This window comes from Deltaproteobacteria bacterium, assembly GCA_016183175.1.
In the GTDB taxonomy this organism is placed as follows: Bacteria; UBA10199; UBA10199; order UBA10199; family SBBF01; genus JACPFC01.
This window is the reverse complement of sequence record JACPFC010000040.1, coordinates 15,073-31,814: the sequence shown is the minus strand read 5'-3', so window position 1 is coordinate 31,814 and position 16,742 is coordinate 15,073. Positions and strand designations below refer to the sequence as shown.

15 protein-coding genes and 4 tRNA genes are annotated in these 16,742 nt (G+C 55.1%); 10 read left to right on the top strand and 9 right to left on the bottom strand.

Features of this window, described 5'->3' with window-relative positions; all coding sequences use genetic code 11:
• Positions 1–19: 19 nt before the first annotated feature.
• From lon to HYU99_04970, 9 genes are all read right to left on the bottom strand, one after another.
• Positions 20–2,464, bottom strand: a complete 2,445-nt coding sequence (gene lon, locus HYU99_05010) for an endopeptidase La (GenBank protein MBI2339708.1) — start codon at positions 2,462–2,464, stop codon at positions 20–22.
• A 22-nt stretch (positions 2,465–2,486) separates the two neighbouring features.
• Positions 2,487–3,737: an ATP-dependent Clp protease ATP-binding subunit ClpX gene (gene clpX / locus HYU99_05005; protein ID MBI2339707.1), complete on the bottom strand. Its 1,251-nt coding sequence runs from the start codon at positions 3,735–3,737 to the stop codon at positions 2,487–2,489.
• Positions 3,737–4,369, bottom strand: coding sequence for an ATP-dependent Clp endopeptidase proteolytic subunit ClpP (gene clpP / locus HYU99_05000; protein ID MBI2339706.1), 633 nt, complete (start codon positions 4,367–4,369; stop codon positions 3,737–3,739). The genes clpX and clpP overlap by 1 nt, the downstream gene beginning before the upstream one ends.
• A 174-nt stretch (positions 4,370–4,543) precedes the next feature.
• Positions 4,544–5,740, bottom strand: a complete 1,197-nt coding sequence (tig, locus tag HYU99_04995) for a trigger factor (protein MBI2339705.1) — start codon at positions 5,738–5,740, stop codon at positions 4,544–4,546.
• Between the two features lie 8 nt (positions 5,741–5,748).
• Positions 5,749–5,830: transfer RNA gene (locus HYU99_04990), tRNA-Leu, on the bottom strand.
• Positions 5,831–5,951: 121 nt separating this feature from the next.
• Positions 5,952–6,032 (bottom strand) — tRNA-Lys (locus HYU99_04985).
• An 82-nt stretch (positions 6,033–6,114) separates the two neighbouring features.
• Positions 6,115–6,187, bottom strand: a tRNA-Lys gene (locus tag HYU99_04980).
• A gap of 211 nt (positions 6,188–6,398) precedes the next feature.
• Positions 6,399–7,085, bottom strand: coding sequence for an HAD family hydrolase (locus HYU99_04975; GenBank protein ID MBI2339704.1), 687 nt, complete (start codon positions 7,083–7,085; stop codon positions 6,399–6,401).
• A gap of 167 nt (positions 7,086–7,252) precedes the next feature.
• Positions 7,253–7,465 carry a hypothetical protein gene (locus HYU99_04970; protein MBI2339703.1) on the bottom strand — a complete coding sequence of 71 codons (213 nt, stop codon included), beginning with the start codon at positions 7,463–7,465 and terminating at the stop codon, positions 7,253–7,255.
• 124 nt (positions 7,466–7,589) lie between these two features.
• On the opposite strand from HYU99_04970, the gene HYU99_04965 reads away from it, so the two are divergent.
• The 10 genes from HYU99_04965 (at position 7,590) to HYU99_04920 (ending at position 16,707) form a co-directional block, all read left to right on the top strand.
• Positions 7,590–7,781 (top strand): hypothetical protein, encoded by a 192-nt coding sequence (locus HYU99_04965; protein ID MBI2339702.1) that lies wholly within the window; start codon positions 7,590–7,592, stop codon positions 7,779–7,781.
• Positions 7,782–7,793: 12 nt separating this feature from the next.
• A complete protein-coding gene (gene mutY, locus HYU99_04960; GenBank protein ID MBI2339701.1) occupies positions 7,794–8,930 on the top strand; it encodes an A/G-specific adenine glycosylase in 1,137 nt (378 codons plus the stop codon).
• Positions 8,931–8,949: 19 nt separating this feature from the next.
• Entirely contained in the window at positions 8,950–10,053 is a 1,104-nt protein-coding gene (locus HYU99_04955) for a hypothetical protein (protein ID MBI2339700.1), read from the top strand.
• Between the two features lie 1,068 nt (positions 10,054–11,121).
• Positions 11,122–11,199: transfer RNA gene (locus HYU99_04950), tRNA-Pro, on the top strand.
• Positions 11,200–11,206: 7 nt separating this feature from the next.
• Positions 11,207–11,944, top strand: a complete 738-nt coding sequence (gene bamD, locus HYU99_04945) for an outer membrane protein assembly factor BamD (GenBank protein MBI2339699.1) — start codon at positions 11,207–11,209, stop codon at positions 11,942–11,944.
• A complete protein-coding gene (locus tag HYU99_04940) occupies positions 11,934–12,647 on the top strand; it encodes a tetratricopeptide repeat protein (GenBank protein ID MBI2339698.1) in 714 nt (237 codons plus the stop codon). Before bamD ends, HYU99_04940 begins: the two co-directional genes overlap by 11 nt.
• Before the next feature lie 91 nt (positions 12,648–12,738).
• Entirely contained in the window at positions 12,739–13,665 is a 927-nt protein-coding gene (locus HYU99_04935) for an ATP-binding cassette domain-containing protein (protein MBI2339697.1), read from the top strand.
• A 117-nt stretch (positions 13,666–13,782) separates the two neighbouring features.
• Positions 13,783–14,502, top strand: coding sequence for an ABC transporter permease subunit (locus HYU99_04930; protein ID MBI2339696.1), 720 nt, complete (start codon positions 13,783–13,785; stop codon positions 14,500–14,502).
• Complete coding sequence (locus HYU99_04925; GenBank protein MBI2339695.1) at positions 14,499–16,046, top strand: GldG family protein; 1,548 nt, start codon at positions 14,499–14,501, stop codon at positions 16,044–16,046. The genes HYU99_04930 and HYU99_04925 overlap by 4 nt, the downstream gene beginning before the upstream one ends.
• Before the next feature lie 4 nt (positions 16,047–16,050).
• Complete coding sequence (locus tag HYU99_04920) at positions 16,051–16,707, top strand: DUF4340 domain-containing protein (GenBank protein MBI2339694.1); 657 nt, start codon at positions 16,051–16,053, stop codon at positions 16,705–16,707.
• The last annotated feature ends 35 nt before the right edge of the window (positions 16,708–16,742 follow it).

The window sequence follows — 16,742 nt, the reverse complement described above, 5'->3', positions numbered from 1 at the left end:
GCTGATCAGAGCAAGATTGTCAGTGCGCCATCACCCCTGGCCCCTCTTTTACCTCGGGCACCGGCGGAAGGACTTTTTTGGGATAAATCTCCTCCATCACCAGGTTGAAGTCCTTGTTCTTGAAGATGTCGGAAGGGTCCTTTGCGTTCAAGGCATGGGTGAGCACCTCGTCCATGTGCTCGACGCACCAGATGTGAAGATCGTCGAGAATATTTTTCGGCACCTCTTTCAAATCCTTTTCGTTCTCTTTGGGAATAATCACGTTCCGAATCTGCCCCCGGTGGGCCGCCAGGAGTTTTTCCTTCAACCCGCCGATCGGCAGGACCTTGCCGCGAAGGGTGATTTCGCCGGTCATGGCGATGTCCCTTTTGACCGGCACGCGCAGAAGGGCTGAGGCGATCGAGGTGGCCATGGTGATCCCCGCCGACGGCCCATCCTTGGGGATGGCCCCTTCGGGGACATGGATGTGGATGTCCACCTTCTGGTAGAATTCGCGGTCGAGGCCGAACTGAATGGCGCGCGAGCGGACATAACTCATCGCCGCCTGCGCCGATTCCTGCATGACATCCCCCAGCTTTCCGGTGATGATGAGCTTCCCCTTCCCCGGCATGACACTCACCTCGGTTGAAAGAAGCTCCCCGCCGAACTCCGTCCATGCCAGCCCGGTGGCAATCCCCACCTCGTCGGTTTCCTCCATAAGCCCGAACCGGAACTTGGGGACCCCCAGATATTTGGCAATTGACTGGGCCGTCACCGTTATTTTTTTTGCACTTTCGGGATTGGGATTCTCGGCGATTTTTCGGGCCACCTTCCGGCAGATGGCGGCAATCTCGCGCTCCATGTTCCTCACCCCCGCCTCCCTGGTGTACCGGCGGATGATCAGCCGGAGGGCGGCATCCTTGAATTCGATGTTTTCGGATTTAAGGCCGTTGGCCTCCATCTGCTTTTTGATCAGATATTTTTTGGCGATGGCCAGCTTTTCGTATTCGGTGTAGCCCGGCAGGCGGATGATCTCCATCCGGTCCTGAAGCGGGAGCGGAATGGCCTGCAGGGTGTTGGCCGTCGTGATGAACATGACATTGGAAAGGTCGTAGTCCATGTCGAGGTAATGGTCGTTAAAGGTGTTGTTCTGCTCCGGATCGAGAACCTCCAGAAGGGCCGCCGACGGATCGCCCCGAAAATCCATGCTCATCTTGTCCACTTCATCCAGGAGAAAAACGGGATTGTTGGTGGTCGCTTTTTTAAGAGACTGGATGACCTTTCCGGGAAGGGCGCCGATGTAGGTGCGCCGGTGGCCGCGGATTTCCGCCTCGTCGCGCACCCCTCCCAGCGAGAGGCGAACAAACTTCCGGCTGGTCGAGCGGGCAATCGATTTGGCGAGCGAGGTCTTCCCCACCCCCGGAGGCCCCACAAAACAGAGAATCGGCCCCTTCATCTTCCCCACCAGCTTTTGCACGGAGAGGTACTCCACAATGCGCTCCTTGGCTTTTTCCAGCCCGTAGTGGTCCTCCTCGAGGATTTTTTCGGCCTCAATGATGTCGTTCTTGTCCTGGGTCACCTCGGCCCACGGGAGCGACAGGACCCAGTCGATGTAGTTGCGCACCACCGTGGCCTCGGCCGACATGGGGGACATCATCTTCAACTTTTTGATCTCTTTTTTGACCTTTTGCGTCGCCTCCTCGCTCAACTTTTTCTTTTTGAGCTTTTCCTCCAGCTCCTGGACTTCGGTCTTGAACTCGTCGCGCTCCCCCAGCTCCTTCTGGATCGCCTGCATTTGTTCGTTCAAATAATATTCCTTCTGCGTCTTCTCCATCTGCTTTTTCACCCGTGTGCGGATCCGTTTTTCCACCTGAAGGATTTCGATTTCCGCCTCCATGTGCTCGTAGAGTTTTTCCAGCCGCTCTTTGGGGGAGTCGATTTCGAGAATCCTCTGCTTGTCGGGGAGTTTGAGGTTCAAATGGGCCACGATGGTGTCGGCCAGCCGCGCGGGGTCGTCGATGACGGCGATGGAGGCAAGCATCTCCGGCGGGATTCTTTTGTTGAGCTTCACATAAGTTTCGAAGGTGGCCTTGAGCGACCGCATCAGCGCCTCGATCTCCAGATTCAACCCCCGGTCTTCGACCATCTCCTCGACCTCGACGGAAAATGTCCGCTCAAATGAAAGATATTGAACAATCCGCGCCCGCCTCTTTCCTTCCACCAGCACCTTGACCGTCCCGTCCGGCAGGCGAAGGAGCTGGATGATCGTCCCCAGCGTCCCCACCTTGAAAATGTCGTCGGGCCGGGGATCGTTGGTCTTGGCGTTGACCTGCGCGACGAGAAGGATGTCCTTTTCGCTGTTCATCGCCTCTTCGAGGGCGTTGATCGATTTTTCACGGCCCACAAACAGGGGAACCACCATGTGCGGAAAGATGATGATGTCGCGCAATGGGAGAAGGGGAACCTGTTTCTTTTTTTCATCCATCGGATTTACCTCTATTCCATGTTCAGGCCGACTGGGCCTTTTTCTGGTAGGCGATGATCGGCTGGGCCTTTCTTAGCACCGTGTCGTCGCTGATGACAACGTCTTCAATCCCCTCCTGTGAGGGCATTTCGTACATGATATCCAGCATGATGCTTTCGAGAATGGCCCGCAATCCCCGCGCCCCCGATTTCTTTTTGATGGCCAGCTCCGCCACCGCCTCGAGCGCCGGCTGGGTGAATTTAAGCTTCACCCTCTCGAACTCGAAGAGCCGCTGATACTGTTTCACCAGGGCATTGCGCGGTTTGACAAGGATGTCGATGAGCGCCGACTTGTCCAGTTCCTCCAGCGTGGCAATCACGGGAAGCCGGCCGATAAATTCGGGAATGAGCCCGAATTTGAGGAGGTCCTCCGTCTGGACCTCTTTCAATATCTCGCCGATCTTCTTTTCACTGGCCTTTTTGATGTTGGCCCCGAACCCCATGCTCTTCTGGTTCATCCGTTTTTCAATGATGTTTTCCAGGTCGACGAAAGCCCCGCCGCAGATGAAAAGAATGTTGGTGGTATCCACCTGAATGAAATCCTGCTGGGGATGCTTCCTCCCCCCCTTGGGAGGGACATTCGCCATCGTCCCCTCGATGATTTTTAAAAGCGCCTGCTGAACCCCCTCGCCGGAGACATCGCGGGTGATGGAGGGGTTTTCGGATTTCCGCGAGATCTTGTCGATTTCATCGATATAGACAATCCCCCGCTCCGCCTTGGCCTTGTCGAAATCGGCCGCCTGCAGAAGGTTCAGAATGATGTTTTCGACATCCTCCCCCACGTAACCGGCCTCGGTCAACGTTGTGGCATCCACAATGGTGAAGGGAACGCTCAAAATTTTGGCCAGCGTCTGGGCCAGAAGCGTTTTTCCCGAACCGGTGGGGCCGATCAAAAGGATGTTGGATTTTTGAAGCTCCACGTCGCGCGCGATGATGCGCGAGTCGATCCTCTTGTAGTGGTTGTGCACGGCCACCGAGAGGATTTTTTTGGCGTGCTCCTGGCCGATGACATATTCGTCGAGGATGGTTTTTATCTCCTTGGGCTTGGGGATGGTGGCGCGAACCCGCAACTGCTCCTGCTTGATCGTCTCCTCGGCGATGATGTCGTTGCAGAGGTCGATGCACTCGTCGCAGATGTAGACCGTCGGCCCGGCAATCAGCTTTTTGACCTCGCGCTGGGACTTGCCGCAGAAGGAGCAGGAAAGGTTCATCGGATCGGTGAAGGTTTTGGACATTACTTTGCCGCCTTTTTCAAATCTCTTTCCTTCGCGCGAAATTCAACCACCTCGTCTATTATTCCATACTGCTTCGCTTCCAGTCCAGACATAAAATAATCGCGCTCGGTATCCGTCTGGATTTTCTTGAGGCTTTGTTTGGTATGGCGGGCCAGAATCTGGTTGACCTCCTCCCGCAGGCGCAGAATTTCCCGCGCCTGGATGTCGATATCGGTCGCCTGCCCCTGGACCCCCCCCAGGGGCTGGTGGATGAGGATTCGCCCGTGCGGCAGGCAATAGCGCTTGCCCGGCGCCCCCGCGGCCAACAGCACCGCCCCCATGCTGGAGGCCTGCCCCATGCAAAAGGTCGAGACATCGGGGCGGACATACTGCATTGTGTCATAAATCGCCAAACCGGCCGTCACCGAGCCGCCGGGGGAGTTGATGTACATGTAGATGTCCTTTTCCGGGTCGTCCGATTCGAGAAACAAAAGCTGGGCGATCAGAAGATTGGCCATCGTGTCGTCCACCGTCGTGCCGATAAAGATGATCCGGTCCTTTAAAAGCCGCGAGTAGATGTCGTAGGCCCGCTCGCCCCGGTGGGTGCTTTCGATGACCATGGGGATCAGCTGATTAACGATTGGTTCTTTCATAAACGACCTCCGATTATAGCAGGTTTAAACCAATAAACAGGACTAAAAAATTCCAAATTTCAAATTCCAAATGTCAAATGTCAAATCAAACTCCAAAAGACAAATCCAAAGGTCCAATCCCTGTTCATTGAATTTTTGAACTTTTTTTGAACTTTGAACTTTGAACTTTGAAATTTATTTCAATGTAGCGTTGTCGATCACAAAATCAAGGGTTTTCTCCAGCGCCAGCTGGGAAACCAACTGCGGGATGAGGCGGTTTTCGAGATAATGCTTTTTGACCGCCTCTGCCGGTTGCCGGTAAACGGCGGAGAGCTGTTTGAAGCGGTTTTCGATGTCGGCGTTTTGGACGGCGATCGATTCTTTTTTGGCGATGGCGTCGAGGATAAAGTCGATGCGAAGCTGGCGTTCCACCTCTTCTTTTTTCCTTTTGCCCTGCTCCACCCCGTGGGTAACAAGCCCTTCCGGAAGATCGAAGGAATTTTTCTTCAGCAGATATTCAATCGCCTCCTCCGCATAATATTTCCGGAACTCCCGCTCCTTTTTTTTGAGGAGAAACTGTTCGATCTCCTTTTTGACCGTTTCGAGATTTTCTTTGCCGATGTCTTTGGCCAGCTCGTCATCGATGGGGGGAAGATGTTTTTCCATCAGGTTGTGGAGCGTGACAGTGAACTTTGCCTCTTTGCCCTTAAGGGTTGCTTCCGGGTAATCGTCGGGAAATTTGACATCGATCGCGCGCGTCTCCCCTTTTTTCATCCCTTCAATCCGATCCTCGAATGATTTTAAAAAGCGCCCCTGGCCGTATTCCAGAATATGCCCCTTGGCGCTCCCCCCCTCGAAGGGTTTGCCGTCAACGGTCCCCGTAAAATCGAGGGTGGCAACCAGCCCTTTTTTAAGGGCGACATCCATCTCAATCGGCTTCAGCTGGGCGCGCGATTCCTGCAGGCGCTTGAGTTCCACGTCGATTTCCTTTGGTTCGATAACGGCGTTTCTTTTTGCGATGGGGATGCCGCGGTAGTCCTTCACCTCGAATTTCGGTTTGACCTCCACCTCCACCTCGTAGACGAAGTCCTTTCCCTTTTGCGGAACGCCGATTTCAAAACGGGGCTGAAGAACCGGCGCCAGTCCATGCTCTTTGAGCGCCTCGGGCCAGGTGCGGTTGACCAGGGCGTTGACGCTCTCCATGGCGACATCGGAGAGGTAGTGTTTGTCGAGCATGGCGTCGGGGACTTTCCCCTGCCGAAAGCCCTTCACGACCGCCTTGGCCCTTATTTTCTTGTACGCCGCATCGAACGCGTCGTTGACCATCGAGACCGGCACCTCGAGCCTGATTTTCTTCTTGGTGGAGGTGGTGTTTTTGAGGTGTGTTTTCATAAATTATGTGCGGCGAGAGGGAGTCGAACCCCCACGGTGTTACCCACCAGGTTCTAAGCCTGGCGCGTCTGCCAGTTCCGCCATCGCCGCCATCGACTGCAGGGTGTAGGGCCTAGGGCCGCCGCCATCGACTGCAGGGTGTAGGGCCTAGGGCGTAGGGTTTAGGGGTTTTAAAAACCTAAGCCCTATGCCCTGATCCCTGCCTTTAATGTGGGTGATACAGGATTCGAACCTGTGGCCCGCTGATTAAGAGTCAGCTGGGTTACCACAAGGGGGAAGGCTTTCCCCCTCGTCGCGCTGGCAAAGCCAGACGCTCCTCACCCCTTTCACTAAAGGCTCGCTCCGCTCGCGTAGAGTAGCTGACTCTTTCGGTGTGGGTGATACAGGATTCGAACCTGTGGCCCGCTGATTAAGAGTCAGCTGCTCTACCAACTGAGCTAATCACCCGCTTAAGATAATCCGAGACTTCGTCAATCTCCGCCCCCGCCTCGCTCGGACCAATGGCGCTCGGCGGGTCCCCCCAACTGAGCTAATCACCCCTATAATAGACCTCTTTATTTCCCTATCCCTTCTCCCCTTGAGGGAGAAGGTGTCCGCCAGCAGTCGTGGCGGACGGATGAGGGGAGCGGCTGTTAATTCACAAATCACCCCCGTATTGTCAAGGTAAAGACAAAAGCCTTGCCAACGCCCCTTGGGCCTCCAGAAGGCTGGGAAAAAAGAAATCGGGGCGGTGGGCCAGAAGTTCCGCCTCGGACGTATTCCCCGTCGCCACCGCGATGGTTTTGGCGCCGATGAATTTTCCGCAGTCGATGTCGTGCACCGTGTCCCCCACCACATATATCTGCGCGGCGCTTCGGGGACGGATGTAAGCCAGGGCCCGTTTCAGCGCCATTTCCGTCAATTCGCGGCGGATTTTTGAGTCCGAGCCGAACCCCCCGAATTTGAAATAACCGTCCAGCCCCGCCCGTTTCAGCTTCTGCCACGCCGTCTTCTCGTAATTGCCGGTGGCCAGCCCCAAAACCACATCGGGGCGGATCGAAAGCCCCGCCACAAACTCAAAGGCCCCCGGCATTAGCCGAAAATGGGGGGCAAGGGGGAGCTCCTCCGCCATCATCTCCTCGTAAACGGCGCCTAATGTTGCCCGTTCAGAGTCGGAAGGAGGGCGATTTAATACCTGCACAAAAAGTTCCTCCAAAATGACCGGATCGGTTTTGCCGTCGGCCTTGATTATTTTAACGGAGGCGTTTGGTCCACACACCTTTGCAAAGGTGCGGTTGACGGCGTTGAGGCCGGCGCCGCCGGTGAGCAAAAGGGTCCCATCAATATCGAAGAGAAAAATGTGCATCTCGTGTTTGGCTGACGGATAACATAACCGGCTCGGTTTTATCCAGGCTGTTGAGAAAGTTCCAGATGCAAGGCGCCCGCAAGGCCGCAACCGGAGCGTACACGCCAGTACGTGAGGATTGCGGCCGCCGCGGGCAACGAAGCAGATGGGACTTTATCAACAGCCTGTCAAAGCACGCAACCGGGATGGGCTGTTTTTTGGGGGTAATCCGTGGTCTGAAGACGGATGAAGGTACTCTCTTTCCTGCCGGCGGGAGTGACGATGAGGCAATTGAAGTCGGTCATTCCTTTTTGATGCGTCGGCAGTTCGCTGATTCTCAAACACCGCTCGCCGCGAATCCGAAAAAAATCGATGATTTCTTCCCGCAAACCTCTTTCCATGACCCCTCTCTTGTTGAATGCGATTATATGACTCTCGAAAGAAAAAAGCCACAATAAATTCATTTTATATTTGCTCTTTCCCGCAAAAATGCTAGGGCAACCCTCTACACAGGAGGACAATATCATGGCAAAAGGAAGCAAAAAAGAGGCCCTCGTGGTGGCCAGCAAGGTGCGCGCCTACATCAAGTCGAAAAAGTGCATGACCTCGTCCGATGCCATCGCGGCGATCAGCGACAAGGTCTGTTGCATGCTCGACACCGCGATTGCACGGACCAGGGCCAACCGCCGTTCCACGGTAAAACCGCAGGATCTGTAATCGGGTAGCGGGATGTCCGCCTCCGTCCGCAAGAAACTCCTTCGGTGGTACGACCGCAACAAACGCCCCCTCCCCTGGCGCGAAACAAAAGACCCCTACGCCGTCTGGCTCTCCGAAATCATGCTCCAGCAGACTCTGGTTCCGACGGTGATCCCCTATTATCGAAAATTCCTCTCCCATTTTCCGACGCTGAAAAGCGTGGCCGAGGCCCCCCTTGATGACCTTCTTCTCCTCTGGCAGGGGCTCGGCTACTACAACCGGATCCGGCAGTTCCATCGGGCGGCGCAAACGGTTTTTGAAAATTATGGCGGCGTCGTTCCTTCAACAAAAGAAGAATTGATAAAACTCCCCGGCTTGGGCGACTACACGGCGGGGGCGATCGCGAGCATCGCCTTTGGAGAGCCGACGCCAGCCGTTGACGGGAATGTCATTCGTGTTCTGTCACGCCTTTTTGCCTCAAAAGCCGATCCCTTAAAAACAGAAGGGAAAAAATTCTTCCATGAGGCGGTCGAACGTCTCATCGATCCGGACCGCCCGGGCGACTTTAATCAGGCCCTCATGGATCTGGGGGCGACCCTTTGTCTGCCCACCCAACCGGCCTGCACCCTCTGCCCCTTGAATGCCGATTGTCAGGCATATCGGGAGGGGAAACCGGAATTGTTCCCCAAAAAAAGAAGGAAAACGCTTTATCGGAAGGAAAAGCTGGTCTGTCTTCTTTACCACAAACGGGGAAAATTATTCCTCCGGCAGAGGCAAAAAAATGAAATCATGGCCGGCCTCTGGGAATTTCCCTTAATTCCCGCCAACCCCTTAAGAAATTCGCGGTCTTCGTGGAGAAAGCAAAGGGAGTCCTTTTGGCGAAGCAATTTTCGTTCCCGCCGGTCACATCTGCAGACGCAACAATCCAACTCCGAGCGGCTTACGAAAATTGCGAAGACAAAGGGACTTCCTTTGCTTCCGGTGACTCACACCATCATGAACCGCCGGATGACCATCCACCCTTTTGTGGCGCCTGCCGGAAGGGGACTTAAGGGCAAATGGATCGCCCCTTCCGACATGGGCGCGCTCCCCCTCACCACCATCACGCGCAAAATACTAAAACACAGCTTAGCCTCTAAGCTGTTTACAAACCCTGTCCGAATGATCTAGATTCGGGGAGATGTCGGATATGGTCACACCGATCCTTTCGGAAGCGGCAAAAAGCCTGCGGGGGAGGCCCTTCAGGCGGGACCAGCTCCTCGAACGGCTTAAAATTCTCAACAACCCGAAGATCACGCCGCAGATGGCAACCCTCATCGGCAACGAGATTGAAAAAGACCTTCTGCGCCGCAAGATCCGGAATATCTCTTCCGAAGTTTTGGATGAAATGATCCGCGACAGGCTTGTCGATCTGGGGCTCGCCCCCAGGGGGCTGGCCCCTGGGGGGTTGGCGCAACCCGATTCGGCCGATTTCGCGGAAAATGAAGCGGATCGGCCGCCTGGGGCGGACGATTATCTCCCCCCCGAAATTCTCGACATCATGGCCCCCGCCCCCCGCGAATCGGAAGAAGAGATAAAACGAAAACAGGCCCAAAAAACGGCGCTCGCTTTTTCCCCCAACGCCTTGGAAGTTTTAAAAACACGCTATCTCGCCAAAAACGAACGGGGGGAGGCCGTCGAAACGCCCGAGGAGCTCTTTACCCGCGTGGCCCGGGCCATAGCGGAGGCCGATCTCCGTTACGATCCGCAGGCCGACCTTGCGCTCGTTGAAGCTGATTTTTATAATCTGATGGCCTTCAAGGCCTTTTTGCCCAACTCGCCGACCCTCATGAACGCGGGCCGGCCGAACGGCCAGCTCTCCGCCTGTTTTGTCCTGCCGGTGCGCGACAGCATGGAGTCGATTTTCGATACGATGAAGCAGTCGGCCATCATCCACAAAACCGGCGGCGGCACCGGCTTCACCTTCAACTACCTCCGCCCCAAAAACGACGTTCATGCGCGTTTACGACGCCGCCACGCGGGCGATCAAACAGGGGGGAACCCGTCGAGGGGCCAACATGGGCATTCTAAATGTGAACCACCCCGACATCCCCGATTTTGTCGAGGCCAAAGACACCCCCGGCGAGCTTTCCAATTTCAACATCTCGGTGGGAGTTTCCGATTCGTTCATGAAGGCGGTGGAAGAGGACCAGCCCTGGCCGCTTGTCAATCCCCGCACCGACGAACCGGTGCGGACGGTTTCCGCCCGCGAGCTTTTCTGGAAGATCGTCCATCAGGCCTGGAAAAACGGTGAGCCGGGGGTTTTGTTCCTCGACCGCATCGATTCAGCCAATCCCACCCCCGCCTGTGGGCCTCTGGAGGCGACCAACCCGTGCGGGGAACAGCCGCTTTTGCCCTATGAGGCGTGCAACCTCGGGTCGATCAACCTGGGAGTGATAGTGGAAAACGAAAAGATCAACTGGGAAAGGCTCCGTGGCGTCATCCACCGGGCGGTCCATTTTTTGGACAATGTCATCGAGATCAACGGCTACCCCCTTCCGCAGATTGAAGAGACGGCCAAAAAAAACCGGAAGATCGGCCTCGGGGTGATGGGTTGGGCCGACATGCTGATCCGCCTGGGAATCCCGTACGATTCCTTCGAGGCGCTCGACATGGCCGAGCGGGTGATGGGGTTTGTCCAAAAAGAGGCGGAGCAGTCCTCGATTGTTCTGGCCAAAAAGCGCGGGGTTTTTCCGAATTATCACGAAAGCGTCTATGCGGAACGGGGAATCAAGCGCCGGAACGCCACCGTCACGACCATCGCCCCCACCGGCACCATCAGCATGATCGCCGACTGTTCAAGCGGCATCGAACCGCTCTACGGCGTTGTCTTTGTGAAAAAGGTCCTTGGCGGAAAAGAACTCCTTTTCACCAACCCCGATTTTGAAGGGTGGGCCCGGCGCGCCTACGGCACTTTTCCGGAAAATATTTTCCAGCAGGCTTCCGAGAGCGGATCGATCGCGGACATCGAGGAGATCCCCCCGGAAATCCGGCGCCTCTATGCGACCACCTACGACATCCCCCCCGACCGGCATGTCCGGATGCAGTCTGCGTTTCAAAAGCACACTGAAAACGGCGTTTCAAAAACGGTGAATCTGCCAGAAAGCGCCACCGAGGAGGATGTGGCCAAGGTCTTTTGGCTGGCCCATCAGCTCGGTTGCAAGGGGCTTACGGTCTACCGCAACCTCTCGCGCGCGGATCAGGTGCTATCTCTTGGCGGGGAGAGAGAGGATGATTGAAGAGGCAAGGTTTGAGAGGGGGGCATAAAGTTTCACCTTGAGTTAAATTTCCCGGATGGGTAAAGAATGGGGGACAATAAATTCGGGATGTAGCTCAGCCCGGCTAGAGCGTTCGGTTCGGGACCGAAAGGTCGCTGGTTCAAATCCAGTCATCCCGACCATTCATCAATGAGATCCGTATCAATTCTCACTCTTTGCCTTTTGATCTTGTCCTCCTGCGGCGGCGCGCTCCGCCCCCCTGCGTCCGGCGCCGACGCCGAGCTCAACTACTGCGTGCAGTTGTCCGCGAAGAAAAAATACGAGGAGGCGGTGGAATGCCTGGAAATCTACAAAAGCCGGCACCGGGCGGACAACCGGGCCTCGGATGCCGATCTGCTGATCGCCGACAGCTACTTCCGCCAGAAAGAATACCTCTTGGCGGCCGAAACATACCGGGAGTTTCTCGAAAAGTATCCGTCGCACCCCAAGGCCGACTACGCCTATTACAAGGCGGGGCTGGCCTATCTGGAAGACACCCCCAAAGCCATCGACCGCGACCAGCAGTACCTCGATCCGGCGGTGCAGAATTTCGCCATCGTGCCAAAATACTTTCCCGGCTCCCCCTACGCCCGGCTGGCCGAACAAAAATACGCCGAGGCGCGAACAAAGCAAGCCCGGCGGCATTTTTACGTGGCCCGCTTTTATTACAAATACGGTGAGTACAAGGCCTCGATCCCGCGGTTTGTCACCATCATCGACGAATATCCGGGAGGAGAACTGGACGAAAAAAGTTTTTACTACCTCACGGTGGCCTGCGTGAAAACCAGCGAGATGGACAAGGCCCGGCAGGTGGTGCAGGCGTTTGAGCAGAGATTTCCGCAGAGCCCGTGGCTGAAAAAGGCGAAGGGGAGGATTAGTGGAACCTGATCTCCGATATTGGCTCGAACAAGGCAAGGAATTCTTCAAAAACCAGGCCTACCGGCGCGCCGAGGGGTTTCTTTTGCGGATTGTCGGCTCCAAGCACGAATTCGCCGATGTCTACAACATGCTGGGGGTCATCTACCACCAGACCGGAAGGTATGAGGACGCCATTTCCTCGTTTGAAAAAGCGCTGAAAATCAACTCCCGTTACACCGAGGCCCTGCTCAATTTAAGCGTCCTGTACAACGACATGGGGGAGTACAAGCTTTCCAAAAAACTCCTCGACCGCTCCAAAAAAGAGGCCCGCAAGTCGGAAAGTCGGATCGATCCGTTTATCAAGGGAAAGCTGGCCAACCGACACGCCGAAACGGGGGAGCTCTACCGGGGCCTCGGACTCCCCGCCCGCGCCGCGGATGAGTTCACCAGGGCCCTCGATCTCTGCCCCAATTTTCACGACATCCGGGCCAAGTTGGCGGTCTCGCTCCGCGAGGAAGGGAAAAAAGAACAGGCGCTCAAGGAATTCCAGCGGATCGTCAGGGAAAAACCGGACTACACCGAGGCGCATATCCAGATGGGAATCACCCTTTACGGCATGGGCCGGAAAAAAGAGGCGCGGCAGACGTGGGAAAAACTGACCAAAAAACAGCCGGGCCATCAGCTGGTCAAAATCTATCTGAAGCTCTCCGAAGATCATAAGGGAAAAAAATAAAAACCGGTTGCACGAACGCAAAATGTGCACGACTTGACATTTTTTGATGCGAAAATAAAATCTACAAGGGGCCTTCGGGGCCCCAAGTCTAATGATTTCCATCGAAAACGTCATCAAAACCTTCGGCCCGGTCAGGGCGCTGGACGGCATCTCCTTTGAAATGCAAAAGGGGGAGGTGGTGGGCTTTTTGGGCCCCAACGGCGCCGGAAAAACAACCGCCATGCGCATCCTGACCGGCTTTTTGTCGGCGACGTCGGGATCCTGCCGGATCGCGGGGCTTGACGTGGCCACGCAGAGCCTTGAGGCCCGCCGGAAGATCGGCTACCTCCCCGAATCGGCCGCCCTCTACGGCGACATGGAGGTCACGGAATATCTCGCTTACCTTGGCACCCTTCGCCGTCTCGATAAAATCTCCATCCACCGGCGGATCAAGGAGGTGGTCAAGACCTGCGGTCTGGAAAAGGCGCTGGGACGAAAAATGGGGGTCCTCTCCAAGGGGTACCGGCAGAGGGCGGGATTGGCGCAGGCCCTTCTGCATAATCCCGATATTCTGATTCTGGACGAGCCGACTGTCGGCCTCGACCCCAACCAGATTGTGGAAATCCGGCAGTTGATCCAGGAAATCGGAAAACAAAAAACCATTCTGCTCTCCACGCACATTCTGCCGGAGGTGGATCAGACCTGTAAACGGGTGATCATTATCTCCGAGGGGAAAATCGTGGGACAGGGGAGCCCGCATGAGCTGGTTCATCAGACGCGCGGGGCCTCCATCTACCATGCCGGAATCCGGGGGGCCCGGGCGGAGATTGAACAGGGGTTGAGAACGCTTCCCGATTTTCAGTCGGTGGAGTTCACCGCCGCCCAGGACGGAATCAGCCATGTAAGGATCGCCATCGATTCGAAGGAAAATTTAAGCGAGGAAATTTTCAAGCTGGCCGTGGCCAAAAAATGGAGCCTCACGGAATTAAGGCGCGAAAAGGTCACGCTGGAGGACGTGTTTCAAAAATTAACGCAATGACAAATTTCAAATTTCAAAGGAAAAAACAATGTCAAATGCCAAATGCCAAATTTGTTTTTTGCATTTGGACTTTGTCATTCCTTTGACATTTGAACTTTGTCATTTGACATTTCCCAAATGAACCCCATTCTCACCATCGCCAAAAAAGAATACCGGGACACCTTCCACTCTCCCATTGCCTATGTCTTTATCTCCGTTTTTCTTTTCCTGGGCTTCTGGCTCTTTTTCGCTAACTTTTTTGTCCAGGGGGAGGCGAGTCTGCGGTCCTTCTTTTCGTGGGTGCCGGTGCTTTTTATCGTCTTTCTGCCGTCGGTGACCATGGGGAGGTGGGCGGAGGAGAAAAAATCGGGAACGATTGAAATCCTTTTGACCCAGCCGATCACCGAACCGCAGGTCGTTCTGGGAAAATTCCTGGCTGTTTTTTTCTTTTCGGCGACGGCGATTCTTTTGACCTTGCCGCTGGCCGTCACGGTCGGCATTCTGGGAAACCTCGACTGGGGCCCGGTGATCGGGAGCTACGCCGGCCTCTTTCTGGCGGCGGGGGCCTATCTGGCCATCGGGCTTTTTATTTCGTCGCTCACCGAAAACCAGATCGTGGCGTTTATCCTGACGGTCATCGCCCTTTTCATCCTCTATTTTCTGGGGGCCGAAATCGTCCTGATGTACGTACCGGAATTTTTAAGCCCCCTTTTCGCGATGGCCAGCATCTATGCCCATTTTGAAAGCCTTTCGCGCGGCGTCATCGACCTGCGCGACATCCTCTATTACTTGAGCGTGGCTGGGTTTTTTATTCTTCTTAACACCATGAGCCTGGAGAGCCGAAAATGGGAGGCATGATGGATCAAAAAAATAAAAAAAGAAACCGCGTTCAGGCATTGGCGACAGTGGGTCTTGTCGCGCTCGCCCTTTTTCTGGCGAACGTGCTCTTCTCGCGCCTTTTTTTGCGCGCCGATCTCACGGAGGAAAAGGAATACACCCTCTCCGAATCGACCCGAAACGTCCTCAAAGACTTAAAAGACCCGGTGACACTCAAGGTTTATTTCAGCAAAGAGATCCCGCCGAGCCTCTCTCCGTTAAAGCAGAGGATCTTCGATCTTCTGGACGAATACCGGGTCTATTCCCGGCGAAAGATCAATATTGTTCAGGTGACGCCGGAGGAATCGCAGGAAAGGGAAATGGAGGCGCAAATGCTCGGCATTCCCCCCCTTCAGTTGAACGTCATCCGGCGCGACAAGCAGGAGGTGATGAAGGTCTATATGGGCATGGCCCTTTTTTATCTCGACAAAAAAGAGGTCATCCCGCTGGCCGTAAAGGTTGAAAATCTGGAGTATGACCTCACCTCGGCTGTTTTGAAATTGACCAGTTCTGCAGAGCCCAAACTCGGCCTTGTGGTTCCTCCCCCCGAAAACGATCAGCTGGGCCTTCCGGGGCGGGGGCCCTATTCCCGCCTCGAGGAGGCGTTAAAGGGGCGGTTTGCCGTCGATCGCCTCGATCCGGCCTCCGACGATCTCGCCCGATCGGAAATCAGCGCCCTGCTTATTGTCGATCCCCGTGATTTTCCGGACAAGGCAAAGAAAAATCTCGACGACCTTTTTGAGAAGGGAATTCCCATCGTTGTCCTGGCGGGAACGGTGAATGTGGGAGACGATTTGCAGACCTCAAGGGTCAAGACGGGGCTGGAGGAGTGGCTTAAAACGAGGGGGATCGAAATCGATGCCCAACTCATCATCGATCCGCGCAATCACACCAATGCCACCTTCACCTCTGGGATCATGCAATATTCCATCCCGTACCCTTTCTTTGTCCAGGTGACGCGCGAGGGGCTAAACAGCGAGAACATGGCCACCGCCAAGCTGGAAAACATCCTCTTTCCATGGACCAACACGCTCAAAATGTTCCCCGACGACCATGCCGGCTGGAAATATACGCCGCTGGCGCAAAGTTCGGAGGCGGCGCTCACGCAGGCGGGGGAACCGATTGTGGTTCCGGGCGCGCTGGAGAATTTTCAGGAGGGGGAGGCGGGAAAAAAGACCATCGCAGTGCTGGTGGAGGCTCCGCTACCGAATCAGGAAGATAAAAAACGGCTGTTGGTGGCGGCGGCAAATACGCAGTTTATCAAAGATCACGTTGTGGCCGACTATCCGGGGAATCTTGTCTTTGTCCAGAATCTGCTCGACGGACTGACGCTGGGGGATCAGTTGATCGGCATCCGCTCGCGAGGCAAGACAACGCGGCCGATTGCCCTCCCCTCCCCCACTGCGACATCGGCGATCAAATTCGGGCATATGGTGGGAATCCCGCTGGCGGTCATCGGCTTCGGCATTCTCCTTGCTTTTCTCAGGAAAAAAAGACGGGAGAAAGCGGCGATTATTTATATATAAGAACATGTCCAAAAAAATTCTCATCCTTCTGGCGGCGGTGTTTATTTTGGGAACGGTTGTCGTCATCGTGGAAAAACCGTTTCACGAACGGTTTGACACGGGAGAGGGATCTCTTTTCTATCCCGATTTGAAAGAAGCGGACATTGCGGCCATCGAAATTGAATATCTCGTCAACGGCACCCGGTTTGAAAAGGATCTGGATGGAAAATGGGTGGTGTCGCTCAAGGAAACCGCAATTCAAAAGAAAATTGAGGAGGCAGACAAAAAAGAGGCAAAGAACAAATCGGCTGAAAAAGGGAAGCAGGAAAAATCAACAGCCGAAAAGACAGCGCAGAAGAAACTTCCGGCCGAGCCATCGAAAGTGGAGGAGCTGATCACGACGCTGGTGGAGTTGAAAAAAGGGACGCCGGTCACCGACGACCCGGAAAAACAGGGGCCGCTGGAGCTGACCAATGCGGCGCTGAATGTGGCCCTCTTCGACGCGAAAGGGAAAAAACTGGCCCGTCTGTTTGTGGGAAAACAGGGGCCTGATATCTTTTCAACCTTTGTCCGCGACGAGACGGACGGCCACATCTATCTGGTGGACGAACAATTGTCGGGAATCTTCAACCGCCCGATCGAGGAGTGGGCGAAAAAGGAAGAAGAGAAAGAAAAAAATTGATCAATAAAAAATCCCCCCTCGCCCCCCTTTGTCAA